Source organism: Nostoc sp. KVJ20, assembly GCF_001712795.1.
In the GTDB taxonomy this organism is placed as follows: Bacteria; Cyanobacteriota; Cyanobacteriia; order Cyanobacteriales; family Nostocaceae; genus Nostoc.
Genome location: NZ_KV757585.1, coordinates 11,974 through 36,740, shown reverse-complemented (window position 1 = coordinate 36,740; position 24,767 = coordinate 11,974). Strand labels below are relative to the sequence as shown.

General features: G+C 40.9%; 26 protein-coding genes. 11 read left to right on the top strand and 15 right to left on the bottom strand.

Going from position 1 to position 24,767, the window contains the following annotated elements:
- Nucleotides 1-504: 504 nt before the first annotated feature.
- Nucleotides 505-1,227: a DUF305 domain-containing protein gene (locus A4S05_RS08845; protein ID WP_069069461.1), complete on the bottom strand. Its 723-nt coding sequence runs from the start codon at nucleotides 1,225-1,227 to the stop codon at nucleotides 505-507.
- Nucleotides 1,228-1,610: 383 nt separating this feature from the next.
- Here A4S05_RS08845 and A4S05_RS08840 point away from each other — a divergent pair, with 383 nt between their 5' ends.
- Nucleotides 1,611-2,513, top strand: coding sequence for a polysaccharide deacetylase family protein (locus A4S05_RS08840; protein WP_069069460.1), 903 nt, complete (start codon nucleotides 1,611-1,613; stop codon nucleotides 2,511-2,513).
- 67 nt (nucleotides 2,514-2,580) lie between these two features.
- Here A4S05_RS08840 and A4S05_RS43065 read toward each other — a convergent pair whose 3' ends face one another.
- The 3 genes from A4S05_RS43065 to A4S05_RS08830 form a co-directional block, all read right to left on the bottom strand.
- Nucleotides 2,581-2,967 (bottom strand): glycoside hydrolase family protein, encoded by a 387-nt coding sequence (locus A4S05_RS43065; RefSeq protein WP_256090883.1) that lies wholly within the window; start codon nucleotides 2,965-2,967, stop codon nucleotides 2,581-2,583.
- Nucleotides 2,904-3,329: a hypothetical protein gene (locus A4S05_RS43060; RefSeq protein WP_256090882.1), complete on the bottom strand. Its 426-nt coding sequence runs from the start codon at nucleotides 3,327-3,329 to the stop codon at nucleotides 2,904-2,906. The genes A4S05_RS43065 and A4S05_RS43060 overlap by 64 nt, the downstream gene beginning before the upstream one ends.
- Nucleotides 3,330-3,498: 169 nt before the next feature.
- Complete coding sequence (locus A4S05_RS08830) at nucleotides 3,499-4,605, bottom strand: sensor histidine kinase (RefSeq protein WP_069069459.1); 1,107 nt, start codon at nucleotides 4,603-4,605, stop codon at nucleotides 3,499-3,501.
- Between the two features lies 1 nt (nucleotide 4,606).
- Between A4S05_RS08830 and A4S05_RS43055 the strand changes: the two genes are divergently transcribed.
- Both A4S05_RS43055 and fldA read left to right on the top strand, forming a co-directional pair.
- Nucleotides 4,607-4,741, top strand: coding sequence for a hypothetical protein (locus A4S05_RS43055; RefSeq protein WP_256090881.1), 135 nt, complete (start codon nucleotides 4,607-4,609; stop codon nucleotides 4,739-4,741).
- 475 nt (nucleotides 4,742-5,216) lie between these two features.
- The gene (gene fldA, locus A4S05_RS08825) at nucleotides 5,217-5,729 is read left to right on the top strand and encodes a flavodoxin FldA (RefSeq protein WP_069069458.1); all 513 of its coding nucleotides are present in this window, start codon (nucleotides 5,217-5,219) and stop codon (nucleotides 5,727-5,729) included.
- A gap of 72 nt (nucleotides 5,730-5,801) precedes the next feature.
- Here fldA and A4S05_RS08820 read toward each other — a convergent pair whose 3' ends face one another.
- Nucleotides 5,802-6,164 (bottom strand): multicopper oxidase domain-containing protein, encoded by a 363-nt coding sequence (locus A4S05_RS08820; RefSeq protein ID WP_218107940.1) that lies wholly within the window; start codon nucleotides 6,162-6,164, stop codon nucleotides 5,802-5,804.
- A 336-nt stretch (nucleotides 6,165-6,500) separates the two neighbouring features.
- On the bottom strand, nucleotides 6,501-7,844 hold the full coding sequence (gene gorA, locus A4S05_RS08815) for a glutathione-disulfide reductase (protein WP_069069456.1): 1,344 nt from the start codon (nucleotides 7,842-7,844) through the stop codon (nucleotides 6,501-6,503).
- Nucleotides 7,845-8,120: 276 nt separating this feature from the next.
- On the opposite strand from gorA, the gene A4S05_RS38695 reads away from it, so the two are divergent.
- Both A4S05_RS38695 and A4S05_RS08805 read left to right on the top strand, forming a co-directional pair.
- A complete protein-coding gene (locus A4S05_RS38695) occupies nucleotides 8,121-8,474 on the top strand; it encodes a four-helix bundle copper-binding protein (protein ID WP_084227037.1) in 354 nt (117 codons plus the stop codon).
- A 549-nt stretch (nucleotides 8,475-9,023) separates the two neighbouring features.
- Nucleotides 9,024-9,302 (top strand): hypothetical protein, encoded by a 279-nt coding sequence (locus A4S05_RS08805; RefSeq protein ID WP_256090880.1) that lies wholly within the window; start codon nucleotides 9,024-9,026, stop codon nucleotides 9,300-9,302.
- On the opposite strand, the gene A4S05_RS41430 is transcribed toward A4S05_RS08805, so the two are convergent.
- Nucleotides 9,299-10,384: a tyrosine-type recombinase/integrase gene (locus A4S05_RS41430; RefSeq protein ID WP_176726954.1), complete on the bottom strand. Its 1,086-nt coding sequence runs from the start codon at nucleotides 10,382-10,384 to the stop codon at nucleotides 9,299-9,301. The two genes, A4S05_RS08805 and A4S05_RS41430, sit on opposite strands and share 4 nt — an antisense overlap.
- A 284-nt stretch (nucleotides 10,385-10,668) precedes the next feature.
- Between A4S05_RS41430 and A4S05_RS08795 the strand changes: the two genes are divergently transcribed.
- Nucleotides 10,669-11,271, top strand: a complete 603-nt coding sequence (locus A4S05_RS08795) for a hypothetical protein (RefSeq protein WP_069069454.1) — start codon at nucleotides 10,669-10,671, stop codon at nucleotides 11,269-11,271.
- 79 nt (nucleotides 11,272-11,350) lie between these two features.
- Here the strand turns inward: A4S05_RS08795 and A4S05_RS41425 are convergent, their stop codons facing one another.
- From A4S05_RS41425 to A4S05_RS08775, 5 genes are all read right to left on the bottom strand, one after another.
- Entirely contained in the window at nucleotides 11,351-11,515 is a 165-nt protein-coding gene (locus A4S05_RS41425; RefSeq protein WP_176726953.1) for a hypothetical protein, read from the bottom strand.
- 278 nt (nucleotides 11,516-11,793) lie between these two features.
- Nucleotides 11,794-12,096 (bottom strand): hypothetical protein, encoded by a 303-nt coding sequence (locus A4S05_RS08790; protein ID WP_069069453.1) that lies wholly within the window; start codon nucleotides 12,094-12,096, stop codon nucleotides 11,794-11,796.
- Between the two features lie 472 nt (nucleotides 12,097-12,568).
- The gene (locus A4S05_RS08785; RefSeq protein WP_069069452.1) at nucleotides 12,569-14,347 is read right to left on the bottom strand and encodes a bifunctional 3'-5' exonuclease/DNA polymerase; all 1,779 of its coding nucleotides are present in this window, start codon (nucleotides 14,345-14,347) and stop codon (nucleotides 12,569-12,571) included.
- A 225-nt stretch (nucleotides 14,348-14,572) separates the two neighbouring features.
- On the bottom strand, nucleotides 14,573-15,115 hold the full coding sequence (locus A4S05_RS08780) for a hypothetical protein (RefSeq protein WP_069069451.1): 543 nt from the start codon (nucleotides 15,113-15,115) through the stop codon (nucleotides 14,573-14,575).
- A gap of 107 nt (nucleotides 15,116-15,222) precedes the next feature.
- Nucleotides 15,223-15,921: a hypothetical protein gene (locus A4S05_RS08775; protein WP_069069450.1), complete on the bottom strand. Its 699-nt coding sequence runs from the start codon at nucleotides 15,919-15,921 to the stop codon at nucleotides 15,223-15,225.
- A gap of 130 nt (nucleotides 15,922-16,051) precedes the next feature.
- On the opposite strand from A4S05_RS08775, the gene A4S05_RS08770 reads away from it, so the two are divergent.
- The 3 genes from A4S05_RS08770 to A4S05_RS08760 all read left to right on the top strand — a co-directional run bounded on the left by A4S05_RS08770 (nucleotide 16,052) and on the right by A4S05_RS08760 (nucleotide 19,358).
- On the top strand, nucleotides 16,052-16,360 hold the full coding sequence (locus A4S05_RS08770; protein ID WP_069069449.1) for a hypothetical protein: 309 nt from the start codon (nucleotides 16,052-16,054) through the stop codon (nucleotides 16,358-16,360).
- A 298-nt stretch (nucleotides 16,361-16,658) separates the two neighbouring features.
- Complete coding sequence (locus A4S05_RS08765) at nucleotides 16,659-18,626, top strand: peptidase M23 (protein ID WP_084227036.1); 1,968 nt, start codon at nucleotides 16,659-16,661, stop codon at nucleotides 18,624-18,626.
- A gap of 3 nt (nucleotides 18,627-18,629) precedes the next feature.
- Complete coding sequence (locus A4S05_RS08760) at nucleotides 18,630-19,358, top strand: hypothetical protein (RefSeq protein ID WP_069069448.1); 729 nt, start codon at nucleotides 18,630-18,632, stop codon at nucleotides 19,356-19,358.
- Between the two features lie 174 nt (nucleotides 19,359-19,532).
- On the opposite strand, the gene A4S05_RS08755 is transcribed toward A4S05_RS08760, so the two are convergent.
- Nucleotides 19,533-20,639 carry a DUF5895 domain-containing protein gene (locus A4S05_RS08755; protein ID WP_069069447.1) on the bottom strand — a complete coding sequence of 369 codons (1,107 nt, stop codon included), beginning with the start codon at nucleotides 20,637-20,639 and terminating at the stop codon, nucleotides 19,533-19,535.
- Between the two features lie 181 nt (nucleotides 20,640-20,820).
- Between A4S05_RS08755 and A4S05_RS08750 the strand changes: the two genes are divergently transcribed.
- Nucleotides 20,821-21,054: a hypothetical protein gene (locus A4S05_RS08750; protein WP_069069446.1), complete on the top strand. Its 234-nt coding sequence runs from the start codon at nucleotides 20,821-20,823 to the stop codon at nucleotides 21,052-21,054.
- A gap of 127 nt (nucleotides 21,055-21,181) precedes the next feature.
- Complete coding sequence (locus A4S05_RS08745; protein ID WP_069069445.1) at nucleotides 21,182-23,044, top strand: type IV secretory system conjugative DNA transfer family protein; 1,863 nt, start codon at nucleotides 21,182-21,184, stop codon at nucleotides 23,042-23,044.
- Nucleotides 23,045-23,253: 209 nt separating this feature from the next.
- Here the strand turns inward: A4S05_RS08745 and A4S05_RS08740 are convergent, their stop codons facing one another.
- Nucleotides 23,254-23,889: a DNA methyltransferase family protein gene (locus A4S05_RS08740; protein WP_069069444.1), complete on the bottom strand. Its 636-nt coding sequence runs from the start codon at nucleotides 23,887-23,889 to the stop codon at nucleotides 23,254-23,256.
- Complete coding sequence (locus A4S05_RS08735; RefSeq protein ID WP_069069443.1) at nucleotides 23,889-24,743, bottom strand: hypothetical protein; 855 nt, start codon at nucleotides 24,741-24,743, stop codon at nucleotides 23,889-23,891. Before A4S05_RS08735 ends, A4S05_RS08740 begins: the two co-directional genes overlap by 1 nt.
- Nucleotides 24,744-24,767 lie beyond the last annotated feature (24 nt).

Below are 24,767 nucleotides of genomic sequence, written 5' to 3'. Positions count from 1 at the left end.
AATACACTCTTTTACTAGTCTTTCATTCAGAAATGAAATTAGGATGAAATTAAGTTTTGACCGCTCTCAGAATCACATCACTCTAAACACAACTGGAATTCAAGAGAGCAAGTGTTCCCTATCTATTTGACATTGGATACTTACATCATGCTTCACATAGATACTTTTGCTTACCTTCAGGTGACGCTCTTACTGACGTTGGACTACTCGCTAACACCAGTTCCCTAGCTTGGCAAACCTTTTAGCGTGAAGCTCTTAACGTCGCTTCCACTGAGTTCGCGGAGCGTCTCGTTCGCTGCCTTCGTCTCCGTAACCCTCCGGGGATCTTGCAACGCGCAGCGTCCCGTAAAGCCTGCGGCATAGCTACGCTTAGGGTGCAGCCTAAGAAGAGAAGAGAAGATAGCCAGTCCCTACGGTGTGTTTCCTGCCTACCCTGCGGTTTCTGCGTACTCCTAGAAGCAAGCAACGCAAAGCGTTCCGTAGGGAAGCAGTACAGGACTGGACTCACTGGTTATACCAAGTTTTTCGCCACTGTTTCATTTGGTTAATCTCTGTTTGTTGTGAATCAATGATACTTTGAGCTAATTTCTTGATTTCAGGACGCTTAGACTTACTCAATGCATCTTGAGCCATTGTAATTGCACTTTCGTGATGAGGAATCATTGCATTTATGAACGGCAAGTCAAACTCAGCATCGGCGGTTCCTAAGTCCATATTCATCATCATGCCTTGCATTTGTTCGTGAGGCATTGCGACTGTTTTACCTGTTTTCGCATCATAAGCCACTGGGGTACTGCTGGCGGAGGGATACCAGGCTGTGCGCCACTGTTTCAACTGAGCGATTTCTTTATCTTGATCTTTAATAATTTCCGAAGCCAGCTTTTTGATTTCAGGGCGTTTTGATTTTTGCTGTGCAACATTTGCCATCTCCACTGCTCCTTGATGGTGCGGAGTCATCGCATCAATAAAACGCAAATCATAATTAGCATCGGCTGAACCTAAATCCATTGACATGTTATGGTTCATCGTGCCACTACCATGATTCATCATGCCACCGTCATGGTTCATCGGTTGCTTGTCGCTAGTATCAGTGGCGGTGGTCGTAGGGTCTGATGCTTGGTTTTGGGAAGTAGTTGTAGAACAGGCTGTTAACAGGCCGATAGGAACAGAGGCGATCGCTATTAAGGTAAATGACAAAAAGCTGTTTTTCAGAGTAGAAAGTTGCATAGTGATTATCTAAATGTTTCCTGATTTCATTTTGCAATCTCCAGTAAACTGGAGAGTCAACCCTTTAGGTAATTTATTCTTTTCTCAGGTAATAAAATCACCCAAGTAACTGGTTGCTTACAATGCAAATATCGTACTTACTAAATAGTTTGACAGCCGAAGATGAAATCAGGATGAAATTAAAGGTTGCTGCTCTTGGCAAAGACTAGCTACAAGGAATTAGAACACTGTAATACAGGACTACAGGGTTCTAATTCTTTTGTGACACCCCGCTTTGCTTTGCCGGCGTTAGCTCCAGAGTTCAGAATATGGCAAATAATCATGTTATGAAAGTAACGTATTTAAAATAATTTGCCTTTATAGCAAATATAAGTAAATTTAATATGGTAAAGCTGAAATTATTGATTGGAGGAATAGTATTCATCCCGTTAGTCGCAGTCCTATGCGACTTTAGTTTCGGAAGATTTTGGTTTTCAGAACGCTCAGACCATCAAAAATTAGTCAAAAAACCAGAACAACTCAGTGCCAGCGCTGTGAGCAATCAGCATAGTTCGGTATCCGATAAAGCCAGTGTTGCACAAGTAAACAGCCACATCTTTACAGTCCCTAATGAGTTTCAGGGAAAAATTATTCAGCAAGCACAGCTGAGTAAACCAGACAAAGTTATCGCGCTAACTTTTGATGATGGCCCCGCACCTAAATACACACAACAGGTGTTAGAAATACTGAAGCAACAAAATATTAAGGCAACATTCTTCTGTGTGGGGGAGATGGTGCATTATTTTCCCCAAATTGCCAAGCTAGAGGTAGCCGATGGTCACGCAATTGGTAATCATACGTGGCATCACTGGTATCGGCATATGAACCTGTCTGTTGCTGCGCGTGAGATTGAGTCCACCGCAACAGCTATTTACCAAATTATGGGAGTAAAAACTTTTCTGTTTCGTCCGCCTTATGGCATCCTCAACAATGGTGTAGCTGATTACGCTCAAAAGAATAATTACGCTGTTCTCATGTGGTCAGATGACTCGATCGACTATCGCCGTCCTCCAGTATCCAGACTCATCAATAATGTGTTGAAAGACGCAAAGCCTGGTGGCATAGTACTGATGCATGATGGTGGGGGCGATCGCTCACGCACTGTTAAGGCTTTACCACAAATTATCGCTTCACTCAAACAGCGTGGTTATAGGTTTGTGACCATACCAGAATTATTAGAAATACAGGTACAAAAAACACCGTTGGTAACAACAGCACAGTTTCATAAAGGGAATAAAGGTACATAAAGTATCAATAAGTATCAATTCATTACTTTACCTGATGCAAGCTATCTGTATTCTTTTTTTATACAAATTATCTTGTTTTAATTACTGCCAATTCCTCTGCTAACACTCGCTGATAAACTTGTGATAGCAAAGGCGTGACTTGATTATTTTCTGTACCATATCCCAGACTTGTCCAAGTACGAGATAAAAGTTGTAAAACCTGATTTAGTTTCCCTTGTTTCAGCAGAACTGCAATATCAACTCCCCAAATGTGGTGGTCATTGAGCCAAGCATATACCACTTTATCTTGAATTTGTGGTTCAAAACTCTCTAGGTTTGCGCTTGATGAATTAAAAAATTTATGATGGTATTTTTTTAATTTTTCTTGCCAGGTAGGGTAGTTGTAAGAATTTAATAGCGACCTGCTGCTGTACTGCACTCGCCTTTGTGAGGGACAGAAACAATTGTTATACATTCATTGGGATGACGGCTGAAATCGGCAAAATGCTTACCACCATAAAGTAAAGTATAGGGGTTAGAATCTAGAGCTTCACTAGCAGTAATAGTCCGCATTAATGCGCGAATGTAAGGATCGCCTCCTTTCATTACTAAAGATGGAGTGTATTCAGGAATGGTAGAGGTTTTGCGAGTACTAAATCCTTGCCAAAGAACAATTAACAAAGCTATAGACAATATTCCAACAATTAGCGTTCGCCACTTAAACCTCCCTTTTTTTAGCAAGAAAACTTTAGCTAAATTTAGACAGGGGATTTTATCACCAATAATCTTAGTAAGTTTGTGAAACAATGACAGCAAAAATTTACTTTTTTTTGACATCTACTTTTGTGGTAATAATATTTATTAATTGTTTTTTTGTGTAGTGGTAAATATGTAGTGATAATAAAGATTTAGTAACTAAGATTATTTATTTTTAGCTTTGGATAAAAAGACTAGAAAAATAGTTGGAGTTTACATAAGTCAGAGCAGCGAAGATGGAGCTAGAGGATTATGTAGTGGGGAGAGGGGAGGAGGCTTTGGGTAAATCAATTGAGAAGACACATCCTTGATGGGGGATATCCCGAACTGATAGTATACCTTTGTTTAACGATACGGCGCGTCGTGAAATTGTAAGCCCAATCCCCAATCCTGATTTATCTGTTCCCATCTGAGAAAAAGCCTTAAAAAGTTCTTCCGCCTCACCAGGCGGGAGTCCTCCACATTGATCCTCTATTTCAAGCAAAACACGCCCACCTACAGCCTTACCGCGTATCCATACAATCCCACCCTGCTTCGTGAACTTAATGGCATTTTGAACTAGATTCGATAAGGCAGATATTATTAGGTGACGATCTATAAAAACCTCCAATTCCGGCGCTACCTCAACACACACCTGAATTGATTTCGCACTTGCTTCAAACCATGCAGTAGCCTCAACTTCACTGACTAGGTGAATAACTCGACATCTCTGATATTGTCCGGTTGATTCGTTCCGCAGTCGCACCTCAACAAGTGAACGATCAATAATGTCTCTCATACGCCTATGGGCATTTTCAAGAATACGAGATGTACTTCCATTGGCTCCGACTTTCCCTGTGATTATAAGTTGGGAAGCTAAACTAGCAGAGGTCAACGCATTTCGCAACTCATGTGCTAGAAATCCCAGACGTAGAACCTCATCCCGCTCTGCATTCTCGCGCTGACCTCGATTAAACTCTGTAACCGCTTCAGCGATAGCGATATCGAGGCAGAAATTTAATCGATTGAATTCACGAGGGGATGCTGTTTCACTACTATTCTCCTGAATATACTGAGTGATAGCTTGACAAAGAGCGCCGTAGCCATGAACAACCTGAGAAATGCTGTAGCCAAGTTTTAATGACTCTTTCCCCCGGCGCTCTGCGGAGGCTCTGTGAACACTTTCTATAGAATTGTTATGTGCTTCCCCAGATTCATCTATATCAGCACGTAATACCTCAATGAGTTCATCGTAGAACACAGGTAATCCTCTTTCCATTTCGTCGCTCGAACTCATGGAATCAGCAAGACGCGCGATCTTTTTTGAACACAAGGCGAGAATTTCGTCACGTTCTGCTAAGAGAAATTCATGTAACATTATGAATGTTCTTAATTTTAGACTTATTCTACCATCAGGAGATCGCCGTTCTAGCGATCGCACCCACCCCAGAACAATTTCCCATCCCCTCGCCAAGGCTCAGTATGTAACCCACATTCAGCACGTCATTTGGTAGTATAAAAAGCAATACAAAAATCTGGAAATAGTTACTGAATTATCCGAGTATAAATACTAAATTTCTATTATCACTTATATATTTATCACTACCGAATTTATTATAAATGAGTAAAGCAAAACTTTGTCATTAATAATTATATCTATTTTTATTTACGTCTAAAATTAGGTTAAATCTTCTTGAAAGAATACTCAAATATTTATACATATCAAGATGAAATTAAGATGAAATCATTATCAGCCATTGGAAATAAATTATAATCATGCCATTAGCCAGATGAACTTTACACTTGAAACCTCTTAAGTTTAGGCGAGAAAGTTTTGTCATCAGATGTGTATGGCGATAGCATAAATTATTGACTCTTGTGCTTGGGATCAGCTGATGACACATAGACACAACAGCGGCTTTCAGGTAGATTAGCAACCGCAGAAACACAACGCAAAACAATCACTAAAAGGAAAATAAAGGAGGACAAATGGCTATTATTGGTTTATTCTTCGGCACTCAAACAGGTAATACTCAGACGGAAGCGGAAATAATTCAAAAGGAATTTGGTGGAGAAGACGTAGTAACGTTAAATGACATTTCACAAGCGGAGCCTAATGATTTTAAGAATTACAGTTATATCATCATCGGTTGCCCCACCTGGAATATTGGTGAATTGCAAAGTGATTGGGAAAATTTCTCCGACGAGCTAGATAGCATTGACTTTAGTGGCAAAAAAATTGCTTATTTTGGAGCAGGCGACCAAGTTGGTTATCCTGACAGTTTCCAAGATGCAATAGGAATTTTATCAGAAAAAATTTCAGAACAAGGTGGTGAAACAGTTGGCTATTGGTCTACAAATGGTTATGAATTTAGTGAGTCTAAAGCCGTCCGCGATGGTAAATTTGTAGGTCTAGCGCTTGATGAAGATAATCAGTCTGATTTAACTAATGAACGAATTCAAACTTGGGTTGCTCAACTCAAGCAAGAGTTTGGTTTATAGAGAAGTATAAAGTCTCGCACTGAAAAGGTGCAGTTCAGAACTAGCCCTTTCGGTCAGTAAGGCTTCCTTCATTCAGGTAACGTTGATAATCATTGTTAAGCCACCTCCACCTTCTACTTCAACGTTGTCGTTTGTAGCATGATGGGCGATGTGACAATGTAGCAACCACTTCCCCTGCTCACGAGCTGTCCAAATTACGTCGTAACGTTCACCGGGAGCTACATTAATAGTGTCCTTTTCAATTTGGGCAACGGCGGGTACAGGATTACCGTCTGTTTCAATAATTTTGAATGGGCCGCCATGAATATGCATTGGGTGGATGAAGGCATTATTTGAACCAATAAAGCGAAAGCGGATTCTTTGACCAATTTTGGCGTTTATAGTTTCGGTAGAGGGATAATGCTGGGCATATTTGAGTTGATCGCAGGCTGAGATGAAGGGGGGCTTTGAGCAATAAAATTGGGAATGCTCTCAATAGAATTAGGTGAATTTTGACTTACTCCCAAGCGTGGCGTTATTAGCAATAATCCTAGAGTTAGTGTCAATAAAACTATCCTTGAAATTGATTTGTAGCGCATATTTACCTTTGAATTTACAGCAAGCCACTTCTTAAAAAGCGTGTTTCATTAAGGAGTATTAGCTGGATATAAAAATCAGGTTTGAATCTTGGTAGGTATACTAAGCCTCTAGGCTTTGTTAACCGAGCTTTGGACTAATCTGGATTTTCAGAAATCAAATAGAAATCCTATATACTCTTGTCAGTAGCAAAAATTAGCGCAAGGTGAAAAACTCTTCCGCAGCTGAAGGATGAATACCAATTGTTGCATCAAAATCTTTTTTAGTGATACCTGTCCGAATAGCAAGTCCAAGACATTGAATAATCTCAGCAGCATATTCACCGACCATATGAGCGCCGAGTACTCTGTCTGATTTGCTATCAACTACTAATTTAATCAGAGTTTTCTGTTCCGGTTCAGCAATCGTGTCGAAAAGAGGTTGAAACCTTTGGGAATAGCAGCGTATTGATTCTCCAAATTTTTCGCGTGCTTTAGCTTCAGTCAAGCCAACCGTAGCCGCTTCCGGTCGAGAAGAAAGTGCTGAGGGAATGCACTCTAAATTCACAGTTTGGGGCTGATTACCAAATACGGTGTCAGCAAAGGCACGACCTGTGGCAATGGCGACAGGAGTCCAATGGGGTCGGTTGGTGCAATCTCCAACAGCAAAAATATTCGCTTGACTAGTACGGCTGTATTCATCTACTGCGATCGCTCCTTGTTTGACTTGAACACCCGCTTTTTCCAAATCAAGACCACTTAAATTAGGAACTCGACCTATGGCGCTAAGAACGGTATTTACAGTTATACTATCTTGTTCATTTCCTAATAAACTCAAGAGTAAACTATCTTGAACTTTTTCAATTTTTTCGACAACAGTGTTGCAGAAAATTTGAATGCCATTCTTCATCATACTTTCTTGAACTGTAGTTCTAATATCTTCATCTCGACCTGGTAAAATACGGTCTTCCGGTACTATTAAAGTAACCTTTGAAATCAACCCATTCAAGCTTCCAGCAAACTTCACTGCTATCTGGTCACTACCAATAATCGCAATATGCTCCGGTTGCTGCTTGATTTCAAACATCTGACGTGTAGTAATAGCATATTCAATTCCTGGAATTTCGGGTTTTACAGCTTCTCCACCTACAGCAATCAATATTTTATTGGCAGTAATCTGGTGTCCCCCAACATCCAAAGTATGAGAATCTAAAAATCTTGTCTCTCCGTAAATTAGGCTTACCCCTGCTTCTTGAAGATGCTGAATATGTAATTTATTCAGATGTTGGATTGCTCGGTCTTTAGCTGTCATAAATTTATGCCAGTCAATGCGGTCACTTACTTTATCCCAACCATATTCGTCAGCATCTTCAAAAACATGGGAAAAACTAGCAGCATATGCCATCAGTTTCTCTGGAATACAGCCATGAATTACACATGTGCCACCTACCTGGTCGCGTTCAGAAATTAACACACGAGCACCATAACCAGCAGATTGTCTAGCGGCAGCAAGACCTCCAGGCCCTGCGCCAATTACAAAGAGGTCATAATCAAAGCTCATAAATTATTAACTCAATTTTTAAGAACACTATATTTCCCTATATTTTTAGCTTTCCACACAGTGATGAAATTAATATGAAATCCTTGGAATTTTAATTAAAAAATAGTTATGCATATTCAAATGAAATCAGCATGAAATTTCCTTATGTCATTAGTAATAAATATTTCTTGTGCCATTAGGTAGACGCAAGCAGATTAGTTATTTTTTAATCTGAGGGCGCAGAGGCATAAATACTGTCTCATGTGAAATTGATGACTTGAAATCGGAGGTATAATTATGACGACAACCCAATCTCACCAATCCTTGCTTGAAACTTGCATAGAGGCTTGCTTTGATTGCCTACGCGATTGCGAAAACTGTGCCGATGCCTGCTTAAGTGGCAACATGGTACAGATGATGGCTCAATGCATTAAGCTGTGCCGAGACTGTGCTGATACTTGCGCTCTGTGCGCCCGTTTCATGTCTCGCAATTCGGCTCTCCATGCTCAAATGTGCGGAATCTGTGCAGAAGCTTGCGATCGCTGTGCCAATGAATGTGAAAAACACGATAGCGACCACTGCAAACGCTGCGCTGCATCTTGCCGTCGCTGCGCCGAGTCTTGTCGCCAAATGGCTACAGCTATGGCGTAAATATTTATAATCGCTGACTGCTGGATTGCAAAATAAAGATATAATACACCATGTATTATGTAGATGATTGGCTTGACCGAAGAAAGGCAGAGGGCAGGAGGCAGGAGGCAGAAGGAAGAAATACAATTTTTGCCCTCTGCTACAAGGGTTTCAAGCCCCTAAATTTATTTATGCAAAGTAAAAAAAGATGTGTTTTGAGACGCGAAGCGCGAGAAATACAGCGTCCTTATTAAATCCCCTGAATTTATTTATGGGGATTCCCTTCTGCCCTCTGCCTTCGTACTTCTGCCTTCTTAATTTACCTCGTAATACATGGGATTTCTCAGAAGCACTACCGAGTATTACACGGTATGAGCAGGAGATAGAGAAGCGATTAGCCCAGCTACGCCCGTGAGTAGCATTGGAACAGGAATGGAATGTATGCCATTCAGCCATCACCTCTCACTTTTTTGAAACGAAGGCAAAAAATATGTAGCTTTAGCCCAAGAGATTGGCGTAACCGAAAACTCAATAGCAAAGTGGAAAAAAAGATGGACATCTTGTACCATCTTGTCAGAAACCCAGGAGTCTGCGATCGCAAAAGCTAACGAGGTATTAGGTGTAAACGTAGGCAGACCTAAGAAGTGCAAAAGTACAGAAGCGAGCAAAATCGTCGAAATCAGCGAATGGAGCAAGAACCGAAAACCCAGTCGTTCAAAGCACCATTACCATATGCAAGTTGCTGAAGAAGCTACTCGCAGGGGGTTGCCAGCACTATCGCTTAAACAAACATCCCCGAATATGATCACCAAAAGTGGACAAGACCCGAAAAATAGGTCTTTCAATTAAAATCTCGGCAGCACTGTACCCGTGCCCGCACCCTTCTTGGAACGAACATACGTCTTTGTCGTATCTGTTTTACTATGCCCCAACTGGTCTTGCACCTCAAACAGCGGTTTACTATCCACAGCCCTGGATGCGTGAGAATGCCGCAACCAGTGACACGAGAATTTTACCTTTGCAACCTCAGAAATATCTTGAATCACCCGCTTAATCGCCCTATCGCTCAACGGCAACCCTCTTTTTGCTGGGTCAGGCGACACATTTGGAAAAACTGGTGCGCTATCACGAGCCGTACCTCGATACTTTTTGAAAACGAGCGAAGTCTTGTGGTCTAACCCTATCTCGCGGTACTTCCCACCCTTTCCTCGAAACTTAATTGTATAGTATCCCCGCTGTCTATCCTCCGGTATGGGGTCGGGATACCACTGAAAGTTATGCCAATATAAACCCGAATAATCCTCCCTAGGTTTAAGAGGTTCATCACCTGGAACCGTCACTCTACCAACCTCACCAACACGCATCCCGCTGTAAAAAAGCAAACAAAATACCAGCCAGTGAATTCCTCCTAAATCCTTAGCAGCCGAAGCCAACTTTGCCATCTCCCAGTCTTCAAGATATCGGTCGGCTTTAGGTAAATTGCTGAAATTTTCGTAAGAAATCGTACTTGCAATATTCCGTAAAAAATAACCAATACTCTCCCCACTACCGTAACTCCACAAGGAACGCAGCATCAAAATGTGGTTAGATTTGGTATAAGGGGAAACCTCACCCCAACTATTAATAAAATCAAGTAACTTTGGCTGCTGCACTAATCGTAAATCTGGTATACCTTCAGAGAGTACCCATCTGAGTAATTTTTGACCAAAGCTATAGTATTTACGCTTAGTTTGTTCGCGGTTCTGCGACCCCGCCCAAGCCAAAATTAACTCAGAATCATTACTAACAGCAGGAGTACGGTAGTAGTATCGCCTAATAATTTCCTCAACAATTTCAGGAGTCACCTGCTGACTAGTAGCTTTAATTACACTCTGTTGATGGTTGAGAGAAAGAATTTCTACAGAATTAACACCAGTATCAGCAGCGTCCATATAAAAAAATAGGTTACTTCCCGATATATATTTAACTTCCTGGAAGTCCATTTTCAGGAAGCTTTTATATTCTACGACAACGCAGTGGATATACTGCCGGCACTCTTCGTTAATAATTCCAAAAGCCTGCACAAAAGTAGCAAAATCCTTTCTAGGGTGAAAGACCCAAAACACGGCGGACGATTCCCGAACTCTTTTGTGCTTGAATCACCAATCCCTGATATGTTGATAGCATTGCTATCTACTTGATATCGATAGCTGTTGCTATCAATTGCGATATCACTATGTCTGACGAGAACAAACCCAGCGAGATGATCCGCGTACCCACTCCCCTGATTCCAGCAGTTAGGGAATTATCCCGGCTGCACCGACAAGGACGAACAAGCGAGTTGCTTCACTCTTTGGATGAATTAATACTGGCGTTGGACAGTAACAGTAGAAGCGCCAACCCTACTTCCCAAACGATATTAGCTATTTGCGAACGACTGGATAAGCTGGAATCACAGAACTTCGGTGAATCTAATAGCAACGAAACTGGAGCAATCCATAATCTCGCCGATTTAGAACAAAAAATTGAGGGGATAACAGCCCGAATGACACAGTTTACTGAGGCGATTATTAAAATTCAAAATCATCTCAACAACCAACCAAGACGGGCTAATAAATCGTACAACAACAATTCATCCTTCAAAGGGCAAACTCCGCGAATTCAACCATTAACCGAAGAAGGTTTAGCTTCAAGACTTGGTGTAAATGTAGAAACTATACGCGAGCAACGAAATAAGCTGCACCCACCGCTTTTTGTGGCATGGTGCAAGGGCAAGGATAAATCGGGTATGGGGTGGGAATTTAACGAAAATACGGGATTATATCATCCGGCAAGTTAGTATTTTTATGATTTTCAAATCTTCTCAAAATGAACCGTTAAAAGCTTCATTATCCCGTGGAATATTGATATTTTGAGCCTTACTTAAAAAGGATTTTAAAAGCAATATCTCTGCCTGACTGCTTCAACACTTGCAGATAAGCAACAGCATCATCACGTCGGCGGAATCTTTTCACAACAATATTTTCTTGATTGGGAACATTCCGGACAATACACCACGGTTTTAATTGCTCAGAATAAGTCATATTTTCCTTCTTAAAAATGCTGTAAAATAACCATGCTATGTGCTTTTAAATCGCCAAATTTTACCTTAAACGAGGAGGTATACTCAAAGACAGGTCAAATTGATATTGACAATTAGAATTATGTGTGTATTAGATTGATTTGACAGATATATAGCGTTCCGACTGGAATGAAATATTGTGTACTGAGTCTGAAAACCTTGCAGGGCAAAGCTTTTGTTTTAAAAACCTTTCATGAATCAAACCGGATTGCTATATGTAGAATAGAAATGTTATTGAGATCAAGGCGAATGAGTCAGACATAGCAATTGCCAAAGTTGTTCGGGAACTTCTTCAAAATGTTCCAGTAAAAAGTCCATGAATGCCAAATGTCGTAAATCATTAGGCTGAGGATAGCGTCTAAATTTACCTTGCTTAAACCAACCTCTGACCGTAGAATCAGAACGACAGCAGATTAAGGCAATTTGTTCATAACTCACATCCCATTTGGCATAAAATTCTTCTGGTTTCATACCAAATTCCCAGTGACTGTAGAGTGAAATTAGATGAATTTCTCTTGCCCCTAAAATCCGGGGGTTAGACATTGATACACCTCAAATATGTAAATATTTAAACTCATTTATTACATCAGGTATTTGTCAGTTACAGAGTTTATAGACACACAAATGAAACCCAATTAAGCGGGTTTTAAACTCTGGATTCACTCTCAATCTGCGTAAGCAGATATAGTTAAAATAGTTCCGTTATTTATAATGGCTAGAATACCGATTCAGGAATAGTCAGAAATAGTGGATAGGGTGTAATACGCTTGGGTTAAGCCTTTTTCTCCCCCTGCTTCCCCTGCTCAAGAACAGCCCGCCCCAACAGATAAATGTCCTTAACTAAACGGTATTGGGATAGGGCGGGGATAGTGCTTCGAGTCAAAAATGAAACGCCCTCTAATCACATTTTTGCACGAGCTATACTGTGAGGAGGGCAATTGAGTTTTTGACAAATCTTCTCAGAATAGCTTGACTGCAAATCTAACTTCAGTCGTACTCCGCAAGTTGGGGTAGTTCACCAGCTATTTGATGTTTTAATATCTAGAACAACTGGAATAGGACTGAGAAACTTTTGGGCAGCAGCAACCATACAATTGTGTAATATATTGCTAACTTGCTCAACTTCAGTCTCTGGACATTCCAGTACAATTTCATCATGTCTTACACAGATAAGTTTTGTTCTGAATTTAGCTAATGGATTTGAAAGTTTTACCATAGCTAATTTGTTGATGTCGGCATTTAAACCTTGTACTGGATGGTTAAATAGCTCTGATAGTCGGGGCTTGTTTACCCATCTCCGTCGTCTGTTTGCTAGTGTACGACTTTCCTTAATGCCTTTGATGTATTTACGTTTGATGTTTTCATGCCACCTAGCTATTCCAGGATAAGCTTCAAAGAATCGTTTAGAGAAAGCTTTTGCTTGTTCTAATGTCATTGCCACCCCATATTTTACTTGGGCGTAAATTTGGAGTTTGGCAGCGCCCATACCGAAAATCAATCCAAAGTTTATTGCTTTTGCTAGTCTGCGGTCTTCCTCAGTCACTTCATTGATATATTTTCCAGTTACTAGAGATGCTGTTAATCGATGTAAGTCAGCCCCCTGGCGATAGACTTGGCACATCTTTGTATCACCACTAAGCCGAGCCATAATTCGTAGTTCTATTTGGGAGTAATCGGCTTTGATAATTTTATAGCCAGGGGCAGCAATGAAGCAGCTACGAGCTGCTTGATCACGGGGAATATTTTGTAGAGGTGGTTTGCGGCAAGAAAATCTACCGGATTTTGCCCCTAATTGATAATAGTTGGGATGAATTCTCCCAGTTTTGGGGTGGATATGCTGGGGTAGTTTCTCGGTAAAAGTGCCGATAATTTTGGATAGACGGCGGTAATCTAGCAATGCTTGAATTATGGGATACTGTGCAGCTAAAGAAACTAATTTACTTTGATTAGTTGAGTTGATTTTAATACCAATAGCTTGTAGAGCAGCCAAAACTTGCTGAGGTGAATTCGGGTTTACTGCATCTGTCAGTTCTGGCAGCAATGACATCTGAGAACTAGCAATACGGAGTTGCTTGAGTTGGCTTAAAGCATCTGTTTTTTCAGCTTCTAGTTTTGCACCCAGTATCTGCCATCGGGATAAGTCAAATAGCATTCCGTTAAGTTCCATTTGAGCTACAACAGGCATACACTGAAATTCCAGTCGGGCAATTTTGAGTAACTTTGCCTGCTTTAACTTCTTGAGGAGAATTGGGTAAAGGTCAAGTAATATGGCAGCATCTACGGCAGCATAGTGCAATTGAACCTTGGTAAGAGGTTTACACCAATCGCTGATTTGTTGAGTTTTATCTAGTTGAAGGTGTAATAGTTTTTTAGCTATATTTTGTAAGGATGAGCTTGTTTTTAATCCTGCGGTTAGAACTTTATAAGCAAGTTGGGTATCAAAGAATTGACCAGAGGGTTGAAGTCCTGCGAGTGTGAGAAATTGCCAGTCGAACTTGGCATTATGAGCAATTTTGATAGCAGAGTTACCAAGCAGTTTTTTGAGTAGTTGGCGATCGCTTTTGGGAATAGCTGGTAAATCAATTAGTACTACCGGATGGTTTGGTGCAGCTATTTGAATCAGTCTAATAGAATCAGTTAGAGGGTCAAGTCCTGTTGTTTCACAATCTATGGCTAAAACTTCTGCCTGAAACAGACCTTGGAGAGCAGAATTAAGAGTTGAAACATTGGAAACAAGAGTATATTGTGGAGTATAAATACTGGTGTTATTTGTATTTATTAAGCTTGTAGCCATAATGAATTAAATTTGAATTTCTTACCTAGAAGCGATAGCTTGTATATCTAGCAACTTCAAATTAGTTTTATACAAAGATTTGAAAACCTATTAAGGAGAGGTAATACTATAGCGGTGTGCAGTTGAGGGAGATACAAAGACTTTGCTGGAAAGATTGTACAGCAAGTACTTTTGTCTTCTCATCCGAGCGATAACCGCCATATCGATATTCCTCTCTTTATATGATTAACTGACTTTACGTTTACCTGTTTTTGCAATGTTAGAATGCTGAATATTCTCTCGAACAGATGTCAAAGCAGTAGGAGCCAATTCTCTAATAATGGGTTTGACAATTTCTGGTGCCAGTTCTAAACGATGCTTAATCTGTGCTTGCAACCAGGCTAAAGGAACACATTTATTGTTGACTTTTTGTTTGATAATTAAGTCAGGATTGGATGTTGAAGCTTTTTTTATGGCAGTAGCAATTTTTCTGGCTGTCCGTAAATCAATTTTGTCTACATCAATGCTAATAAAGTTGTCTGGTTGAGGTTCTGATTTTGATGTAATACGGTTAGTTGATTGATTTTGATTTTTCAAATTGAGAGATTTCTTAATATCAATAGATTCCAGGTGTGATTTTTCAGATGTTGTGTTTTCGATGTTGACTGTAAATTTCTGCCACAGATGGACTATTCCCACAACGAAATCAACGACCATCACAATGGCATATATGGCTGTAATTCCAATGATGAGATGATTTAAAACTTCTTGAGTTTCTTGAGTGTTCATGATGACTAGCTTGAAAATCTATGTTCATAATTAAAGAAGCGATCGCTTCCATTTAACAGAAAAATCCTCAGATGAAAATTTGAATAGACTGAGGATTTCTGGAAAATTCAGAACAAGCTAATTTGCACAGTTGAATTTGATGAAGGTTTAGGAGTTGGAGTTCTTTGGATTGAGTCTAAGTTAGGCAAGGCATTGACATGACGCTTACCCCATCCCTCTTGTGCTGCGTGTTTAACTATGCTGCGTCGAATTGACCTGCTAAGATAGTTGAATTCATTTTTTACCTGATTAAAATGAATGATGCGATTATTGCTGGCATTGCTCGTATCACCATCACCTATAAATTCATAAAAACTCTTGCAACCCTTTGGTAATTTATCGTATTTTGTTAAAACTTCATTACCTACCCAAAGATAAAGGTCAGCGTAATCCCTATGCAGAGGTGCTTCGTAAGTTGCAGGCATCATGTAGGTAAGAACTTCTGTGGCTGTGCTGGAAACACCAACCTGATCCTGTTCGTATTCAGTGAAGATAAGTTCCAATCGATCCTGAATACAAGCAAACTTCAGCCATTGGGGAATCGCATCACTCCAAGGACTGCGATGAATTACCAATGGCCCTGCAAGGTAGCGAACATGGTGTAGGGAAAATTCAGCTATTTCCAAAAGACTTGCTAATAATTCTTTTGGTGTATTTAAACTTGCCAGAATTTGCAGCATTTTTCGGGTGTTTTCTGGCAGTTTGGTACTATTACCATCACTGATTTCTGCCATTATTTCTGGTGAAATGAAATTCATTTGCTCCATTTTTCATCTCGATATGAGCGCATCACCAAAAATAGCCAATCGGCTAAAAAATTAATGTCCAATAGGTGAATGCTGATACTAGATAAATCTTTTTATGCTGGCATTGATACAGCTTTTTTAGGTAATGCCAATGAATAACGAACCTACAATTAACCAAAATCTTGATACTGACGACAGTAGTAATTATCAGTCTGGCAGTGGCTATCAATCTGAAGGTTACGGTGTTGAGCAATCAAGTTCTGGAGATAGTAGTAATCCTTTGCAAGCAGACCAATTTAGGGATGGTTATCAAGAGAATATTTTTGAAATCAATCTTGGGGATACACCTTACACTGAATCGGCTGCTAATCCCAATCCTCAATTATCAGGATATGGCTCTGGCTCCGGTTACAAGTCTAAGAAAAGTCAACAGTCACCATCCCCGGAGCTAGAGTTATAAGTCATATTTTCACTCTCTTCTTATACCCCATAAGCAACAAGTAATTGGGGTTTTGGCGTTGCTGATCAGTGGGATGATTTTTGTCGGGCTTACGCCCCGCAACTCTTAGAGACGCTCCGCGTAGCTTGCTTCCCCACAGGGGTACGCTAACATGCTCCAGACGCGGAGGCGCAGAGAATAAGAGTTTGAGAGATTGAATTTTTAATTTTCATTCCTTCATTCAGCAACGCCGGGTTTTTATTCAATAAATTACTTTGCTTGTTGGGGTATAGGTGCTGTCATTTTTAAACCTGGAATTATGAAGATACCAAAAGCATGGATATCTCTTCTGGTTGTCATAACTTGTATTATTTATAGCATTGCCGCACAAGCCACAATCAACACATTTGGTGATGGCAATTTACCGACTCGAATTGTAGAAGTTGCAAATCCTCAGTCTCGACTACCTGCTACTAAAGTTTTGCTGCCAGACTGGAGCCGCATTTCTCTGGGCCAGCTACCAGGTATCAGTCAATCCGGTGCAATTGATGGCAGTCCCTACAGTCAAACACTGGGTTATGACCTGAGTCGCACTTGGAATGTGGGTATGACTCCTGACCAATATTTGAAGTTAGGAGATATCAGTGAAGCATTGCAGGCAGAGGAGTTTTCTTTGCAGGCGATCCAAGCGATCGCTCTGGGCACACAACCAGAGGCGAACACAGACATTAACAGTATAGATTTCAACAAAATTGCCTTGAGTAAATTTCCTCTGATTGGGGAGCAGACATTGAGTCATTTAGCTCAGGTTGTCCCAGAATTGGCTAAGACGCAAGTAAACAATATTACACCTGTTGCAACCTTACTAAAATCAAAGGGAATTGCTGCATCTAATTTAACACTAGCTCAGGTACTAACACAGTATGAAGTTGGGCAAATGAAGCTGGGAGAAATCGACTTGTCAAAGTTTTCTATTTCTTCAATTCCTAACTTAGATGCAGTACAGCTACAACAATTTACAGGTTGGATGAATAGCAATGTTTCGGATATTCCTGGTTTGGGACAAGTACCTTTAGGATTAATGCCTAATCCCATCACTGAAATTGGTAGCTTAGTAATGCGGATTGATGTAGTTTATGGCCCAGCAGAAAACCGCCGTAACAATACGATTTCTGGTTCAGACGTGCAAGGGTTTTCTGTGCCTTGTACTGTAAAAGACTGCGCTTACTTAGAATTGGATGATTTGGAAAATACAGGTCGTAGCGATCGCAGTAAGTTAGAAGGTAAACAGTGGATTTCCGGTAAATACCAAGAAGTCGAGGGCGGGCGGGGTATCCTGAAAGCAGTGAACAACGGTCGGGAACCAACAGGAAGGCTACCGTTTGGTAAAGCTTTTAAGGTGGTGGTAATGGAGCCGGATGAAACTACTGATACGGTAGATACGGCTTTGTTCTTTCGGTTCTGTGCTTGGCGAATGGGTTGTACACCTTATTTTATCGGGCCTGTTCCTTTTTTCAGCTACAAGGTTAACTCTCTGATATTTGTAGGCAATTTGAGTGAACAGAGGACAAATACTGCGTCTCTACCAACTGGAGCTACAAGAGAGCCTAAAGCTAGCACTATCAACCGTACTGGAGTAAGAGAGAAGATTAATCCATGCACGTTTAGTAATGGTAGTCGGTCGATAACAGATCAATCATTCTCCGGTATTGATTTGCGATCGCTCTCAAATGCGATTGCGGAAATTGAGAGCGCTGGTAGTGGCGATTACAAAGCAGTTGGCATACATACCTGTGCGGATGGGGGGTTAAATTGTGGTCGCGCTCTCGGTCGCTACCAGTTCATGAGTTATAACCCCTATGCAGTGCAGTTAATTGCTGCCAAGCCTGGAGGTCAAGAGTTCCTGAGTCAAGTGGAGCAAGGGCATCAACCAACAGAGGCTGAATTATTTGAGTTTTTTCCTCCAGCCGACCAAGATAGGGCATTTATGGCTGATATGGCTAACAAAATTCAAGTGACACAAGAGCAAATCGATCCGGCTACAGGAGAGCCATTTACGGGCGAACGTCTAATTGAACGAGTGGCTCAAAAGCATTTTGGTGGTGATTACAGCAAAGTTGATGGAAATGGCTCAGATGCCCTCGGTCGCCTCAGTCTCAAAGATTACGGCAAAACCGCTTTAGCTAGTTATCGCAACAGTAATAGCGATAATGGAACGCTGACCTGTTCTCCTAATGTAAATTCTAGCTACATCAGCACTGCGAAAAATACTGAAAATGGGAGGTAGAGTATGGCAGATTTATCTAAAACTTCTATTACTTCACCCCATGAGATAAAAGAAATATTTGATACTGATACCAATTCAAAAATACACTTTGGGCAAACAGGGGAAGGAAAGGGAGTTTATTCTGACTCCGCCTCCCCTACTCAGTCTCAACCACTGAAGGCAACTGCATATCAATTACCAGCACCGACTATGAGGGTACGCTACTGGATTCATTGGTTTCGCATTGGTTTGGGCATCTTTTTGTTGCTGTCGATTCTCATGAGCTTAGGGGGCTGTAGCTTAAATGCGGCAACCGTTACTTGGAACAAAGCTGCTAATGTTGTGCCTGCTTCAGTAATTGAACAGGTGATTGTAGAAAATACAGAGTTGAATGCCAAAGTATCTGCTAAAAATATACTGGCTTGGAGTGTGGAAGGGAAAGAGGGCAGGTTCGCAGTTTTCAACTTGAATACGCCTGATGTCTGTGGTGCTTTGGGATGTCTGTATACTGGTTACTGGCTCAGAAAGGACAAACCAATTACTCAGGTATTCTTGAGTTACTTGAATCCCAATTTGCCAACAGGTAAACATTTGTTGTCAGTGGGAGAGAACCGAGGTCAGGCATTACCGTGCATTAAAGTACTGCAAACCGAGCAAGAGCAGCTACGCCAATTGAATTTTTGTTTCAATGGCAACGACTATCAACTTGCTGATAGTCAGCTTTTCACTACTGGTAAAAAATCCCAAAGTTGATAACTCGAAATCTAGAATAAAACTCTGCCATAGTCATCTTAGCTACGGCAGAGTTTTATTCTAAAACCTCTAGGAAATTCCCATTAAATCGGTATCTAGGTCAATGGTGGATGAAGAGTGCTGAGTGCTGAGTAGTGGGTAGTTTACCAGCACAGACGCTATAGTTGCATTGGACTATTCCTCATCATCCAGTTCATCGTCTTCCTCCTCAAAATCATCATCGTCTAACTCAGCTTCCAAATCGTCGGTTTCATCGAGGAAGTCATCATCGTCAATAAGTTGAATTTTGCGAGGTGGCTTGGTCGCTGGTTTCGATTTACGAACGCTTTGAGTTTTGTTCCTATTCTTATTTGGTGGCAATACTTCCACGTCTACAGACACCGATTCTCCTGGCAAAGCAGGTAGGGATTGAGGTTCATTAAAACCAGCGATCGCATCATGTTGTTGCCAAATTAGGGCTTTAGCTGCGGGTTGACCCAAATAAAATTGAGACAGATTTTCAACGGTGGGTTTGGTATAATCTACAGTCTTACAACAGTCGTGTTTATTCTTACCTTCGCCCTCTTTGACAGCTTTGAACTCGACTGACAGTACACCTAAGCTACGCCACCTATCGCTTTTGCCGCTAAATGGCACTTGGAAATAGTCAGCAAAGGTTTTCTCCAAAGAACGGTAAAACTCCTCACGCACCGATTTAAAACTCCAGAGAGCTACATTCTTAAACCGGACAACGACAGGAGTAGTATGCAGGGGTTGATTATCCTCATCCAGAAACACCAGTGCATGTTCTGAACACACATCCATTGTTTTCTTGTCAAGGTTATGTTTGTATTCATCATAAAGCCCAACAAAAGAACCACCTAAGTCTTCAACATCTGATTTATAACGGATATACTCTGGTACAAAAGCTAAAACTAGTAACCGTGCTTGAGTAATTAAGAGTCCAGTAACATCTTCAGTTAGGGTGACAATAGTTAGGTCGTCCTCCTGTGGCATATCAAGCCAGCCAGCCTTTTCTAGCTGATCTTCTGGAATCAGAAGTCCGGCGGGTTTGTCATTAACGACAATGCCGTAAGGCAGTAACGGTCGTCTAACTTGGTTATAACTGTCGCTAAGAAGTTCTGGGTCAATATCGTCAATATCAAGGTCTGACAATTGAGTGTTAGGAGCTTTAGATTTAGCTGCTTGAGCTTTGGTATTAGCTTTGGGATTAGAAGCAGCAGTTTTGGCAGTAGATTGATTGGAGCGATTAGAGTTGTTTGAAACCCTAGATTTAACCATTGGAATACATAAATATGATTGCCCAACGCATGAGGCGTTAGCCTCAAAACTTATTTACCAATCGTTGTTTATGAGGCAATTACTCTCCACCACAGATTTAAATTACGCCATCAAATAAAGTATCTTGAATGCTAATTTACAAACTAGCGAAAATATAGATGAGGATAACAGGAGGTTAATCATGAAATTATCACCACTATATATACAGTGGGAGCAAGAGGCTCAAAAGCAAGGGCAACGTATGGTTGTAGAAAATTTACTAACAGTTCGATTTGGTACGCTAGATGAACAATTAGCCACAATTATTCAGCCTATTCTAGAGTTACCTTCACAAGAGTATGCTTCTTTACTGTTGCAGTTATCGAATCTCTCCCGTGAAGATGTATTGGCCAGGTTTAACAGCAATCATTCATAAAGCTGTTATGTATCTGACACTCCTCTAGAAATAGAGTTTCTAACACCTCTAAAAAAATGTCCAAAAGGTCAATACCCTAGCTTTCACTTGGTAGCTAAAATTTCTGCTAAATGCATACTTCACTGCTATGAACATTTCCCAGAAAAATCTACCACACAACCAGATCACTGCTAACTCAACATTAATTGAAGTCTCATCCTTCCAAGCACCTCTGGCTAGCATTGACTTTGGCAAGTTGTTTCAACAGTATAATAATCCCCAAGGTTGGATGATGGTAGGTGGAATACTGTTCGTTATACTGTTGTTGCAAATCAGTGGTACTGGTAAGGGAAAAATTACCACTGGTAAAGTCTCCGGTATCAGCGAGAAACTAGCAGCAACTAACCTAGCACTCAAGCAAATCAAGGAGTGCAAACACAATAAAGTTACCCTGTGGTCTGGAACTCCTCGCTATTGGGTAAAAGGCAAGTGGCGATCGCTAATTACTAATCTCCAAACAATGTTGGGTGCATCTCCTAGTGTTTGGTTTCCCAATGCCGAAAGGGGAACACTGGTAATAGGTGCGCCTGGGTCTGGTAAAACCTACTCTACCATAGACCGGATGTTAGAAAGTGCTATGCAGCAAGGTTTTCCGATTTTACTCTATGACAAGAAGGGCGACCAACTACGACTCCATGCACCCCTAGCTGCACGTTATGGCTATAAAGTACGAGTATTTGCCCCCGGTGAACCCTTTAGCGGTGTGATCAATCCTTTGGATTATATGCGTGATGCACGCGATGGGGTAATGGCAGGAGAAATTGGGCAAGTGATTAACCGCAATGCTTCCAGTGGTGGTAAAAGTGATGAGTTCTTTGCTAAAGCCGGGGACTTGTTAGCTAAAGCACTTTTACAGTTAGTCAAGGGTTCACCTTACCCAGATATGGCGATGCTTTATGCTGTGCTGCGGTTGCCAAAACTGGTACAGCGTCTTGACCATGCGGTACAGTCCAAAAGGTTGGATGAATGGGTGGCGACTTCATTTATTCAATTTTTGAGTGCCAAGGATGCAGAGAAGACTATTTCGGGGATTTTGACCACAGCAGCAGGTACTTTCTCATCTTTCATCCAAGCTGATTTGCTGAGGGCATTTATAGGGAAATCGGATATTCCTACTAAGCTTGAAGGTAGAGAGATGGTGGTGTTCAAGCTAGATGATGAACGTCGCAGTGTGGTTGGGCCTCTGCTGGCGGCTGCAATGCACTTGATGATCGTTGGTAATTTAAGCCGTCCCCGCAAAGATCCGTTAATTATTTCTTTGGATGAATTGCCATCAATTAAGCTGGACAGATTACCACAGTGGATTAATGAATATCGTTCCAACGGTGCCTGCTTTATTCTGGGTATCCAAAGTTTAGAGCAACTTTACGATATTTATGGGGATAAGATGGGGAGTGCGATCGCATCAGCTTGCAGTACCCATGTTTTGTTTAATCCTGGTAATTACAAAACGGCTGAAGATTACTCCAAACGTTACGGTGAGAAGGAAGTGCTGATTAAAAATCGTACCACAGGGCGATCGCTTGGCGGACAAATGAGCCGTTCAATTAGTTGGAGTGAGAATTTACAAAAAATGCCTGTAATCAGTGCTGACGAAATTTTGAAATTTCCTCAAGGCAAGTGCGTAATTACCAGTCCTGGTTACAGTTCCGAGGGACAAGCTTCTATTCCTTATCCTTTAATTATTCCAGTGTCCAAAGCGGATGAAAAACGGGCGCATGATAGTGAGGCTCTTTGGGACACACAAGTTAAACCTGCTTTAGAAAGTCAGGTGATAATTCCTGATATTAAAACGTTAACACAAGCATTACATGAACGGATTGAGTCAGCAGCGCGGATGTTGCCTTTACCAGAAGAAGATGTAGCACCTGCACAGGAGTCTAGTAGCAGTGAACCTGATGTTTTGGACAATTTTACTAAACGAGTTTATCAAACACCAGGATTGCATTAAATTTTGACAAAATATTGTTAGCAAAGCTCCTCGTGGAGCAAGGCACTCCTGTAACTCCCCAGTAATCTCATGTTCGGTGAAAGACTTATCATTAAGACCGCAGAGGGAGGCTCTTAAAGCAGGGGGAAGTGCTTTCTTTCATGCTTAACGAGCGCCTGCTACGTACCCAGCTTGATATAAGTCCTGAATTACTTTAGGTAAATATGATTTTACCAAACTTGTGTCATAAACTTTTTAAATTCTTCCATAATTAGCGGTAAATCACTATCAATTTCTTGGGTTTGTTGCCCATTTTTAATTGAACGAAAGAGACGACGACCTCGACTATCAAAACCAATTTTATCCGCAACTGCCATAAAGATTGAGTAGTCTTCTGGTATTGGTAAATCTCCACCTTTGCGCTGAAGAATTAAAAAGCTGGTGATAATTCCCAACCCACATTCTACCTGAAAGTTTTCTGTAGGTAACTGAATGGAAGCAATTAGTAAAGCCATGTCTTCTAATAGCCATTGGCGAAAGTGTGCTTGTTTAGATGAAGACAGAATTCCATTAGATACCAAGATACAGACTATTTCACCAGGTTGCAATTGATTTAAACACTGTTCTACAAATAAGCACTCTTGTTCTGCTTGGGTTTTCAACTTGGATGTAATAACGTAGCTTCCATCTCCGTGTTTTATCCATTTATAAGCCATCTCAAATCGGGCTAGTTCTGAATCGGAAGTGAGATTAATTTTGCAATAGGGAGGATTGGCAAGTGCTACAGTAGGCAAGGAAATTATCAGAGGAGGATTACTGACACAATTTTGAAATAGTTGTTGCCACTCAGTAATTTTAATGTTCATCAAAATAAACTTCCTTGCAACATATTTTCTGATTTAGTATTTTCGTATTCGATACCATTAATTAGCAATCTATTATTTAGCTTCGGTTTAGGTGTTGATGCGGGAGTTTCATACTTTAAATTTGGTCGGATAAAAGAAATACCCTTGCCAGTCAGGGTGTCTCCGATGACTAAATCTCCACCCAAACTAGGAATAGGCAATGCCAAGTAGGGAGCGTAAAGCATGAAGTTTAAACTTGCTATTTTTATTAGTAATGAATCCCACTCCCAGCCTGTCAAACTGATGGCATAATTTGACATTTCCAATGCTAATCTTCCTGTACCAAGTGCTGGTTCATATATATGAAACGGTGCTATTGCAGCAGAACTGTCAACTGCTGCAATAGCCATTGTCCTGGCTGTCCAAGTAGGAGTAGGATAGAATTTAGCTCTTGATTGTCCATAATGATTAGCAGCCAACAAATGACCGAAGTAATCGAAGGGACAAGAAATCAAAAGCTTCAGTTCCAGTTCTTGAATAAGACGATTACTCGCACCGTTACATCCCTCTGGCTCATGAGGCAATTTAGGAATGCTAGGATGCCCTAGAGCATAAAGTAACCAGTCAGTGAAATAGGGAATAAATCTGGAAGGACTGCCGCACCCACCTTTAGGAATAGATTGCAGACAGCTTGAGAGCATCTGTAAAACTTGAGGATGTCCTAAGTCTAAAAACTCAGTTTGTGGTATTTCTTTAGGTAGCTCTCCAGTTTCCATTGTCCATCGCCATTGCTCCCACCTACCTTGATATTCATCATCTAATTTCAGTAGTTTTGATAATAGCCATCCATGTTCAAAAGTCGATTTGAGTACCATTGGTGTTATCTTTAATAAACATTT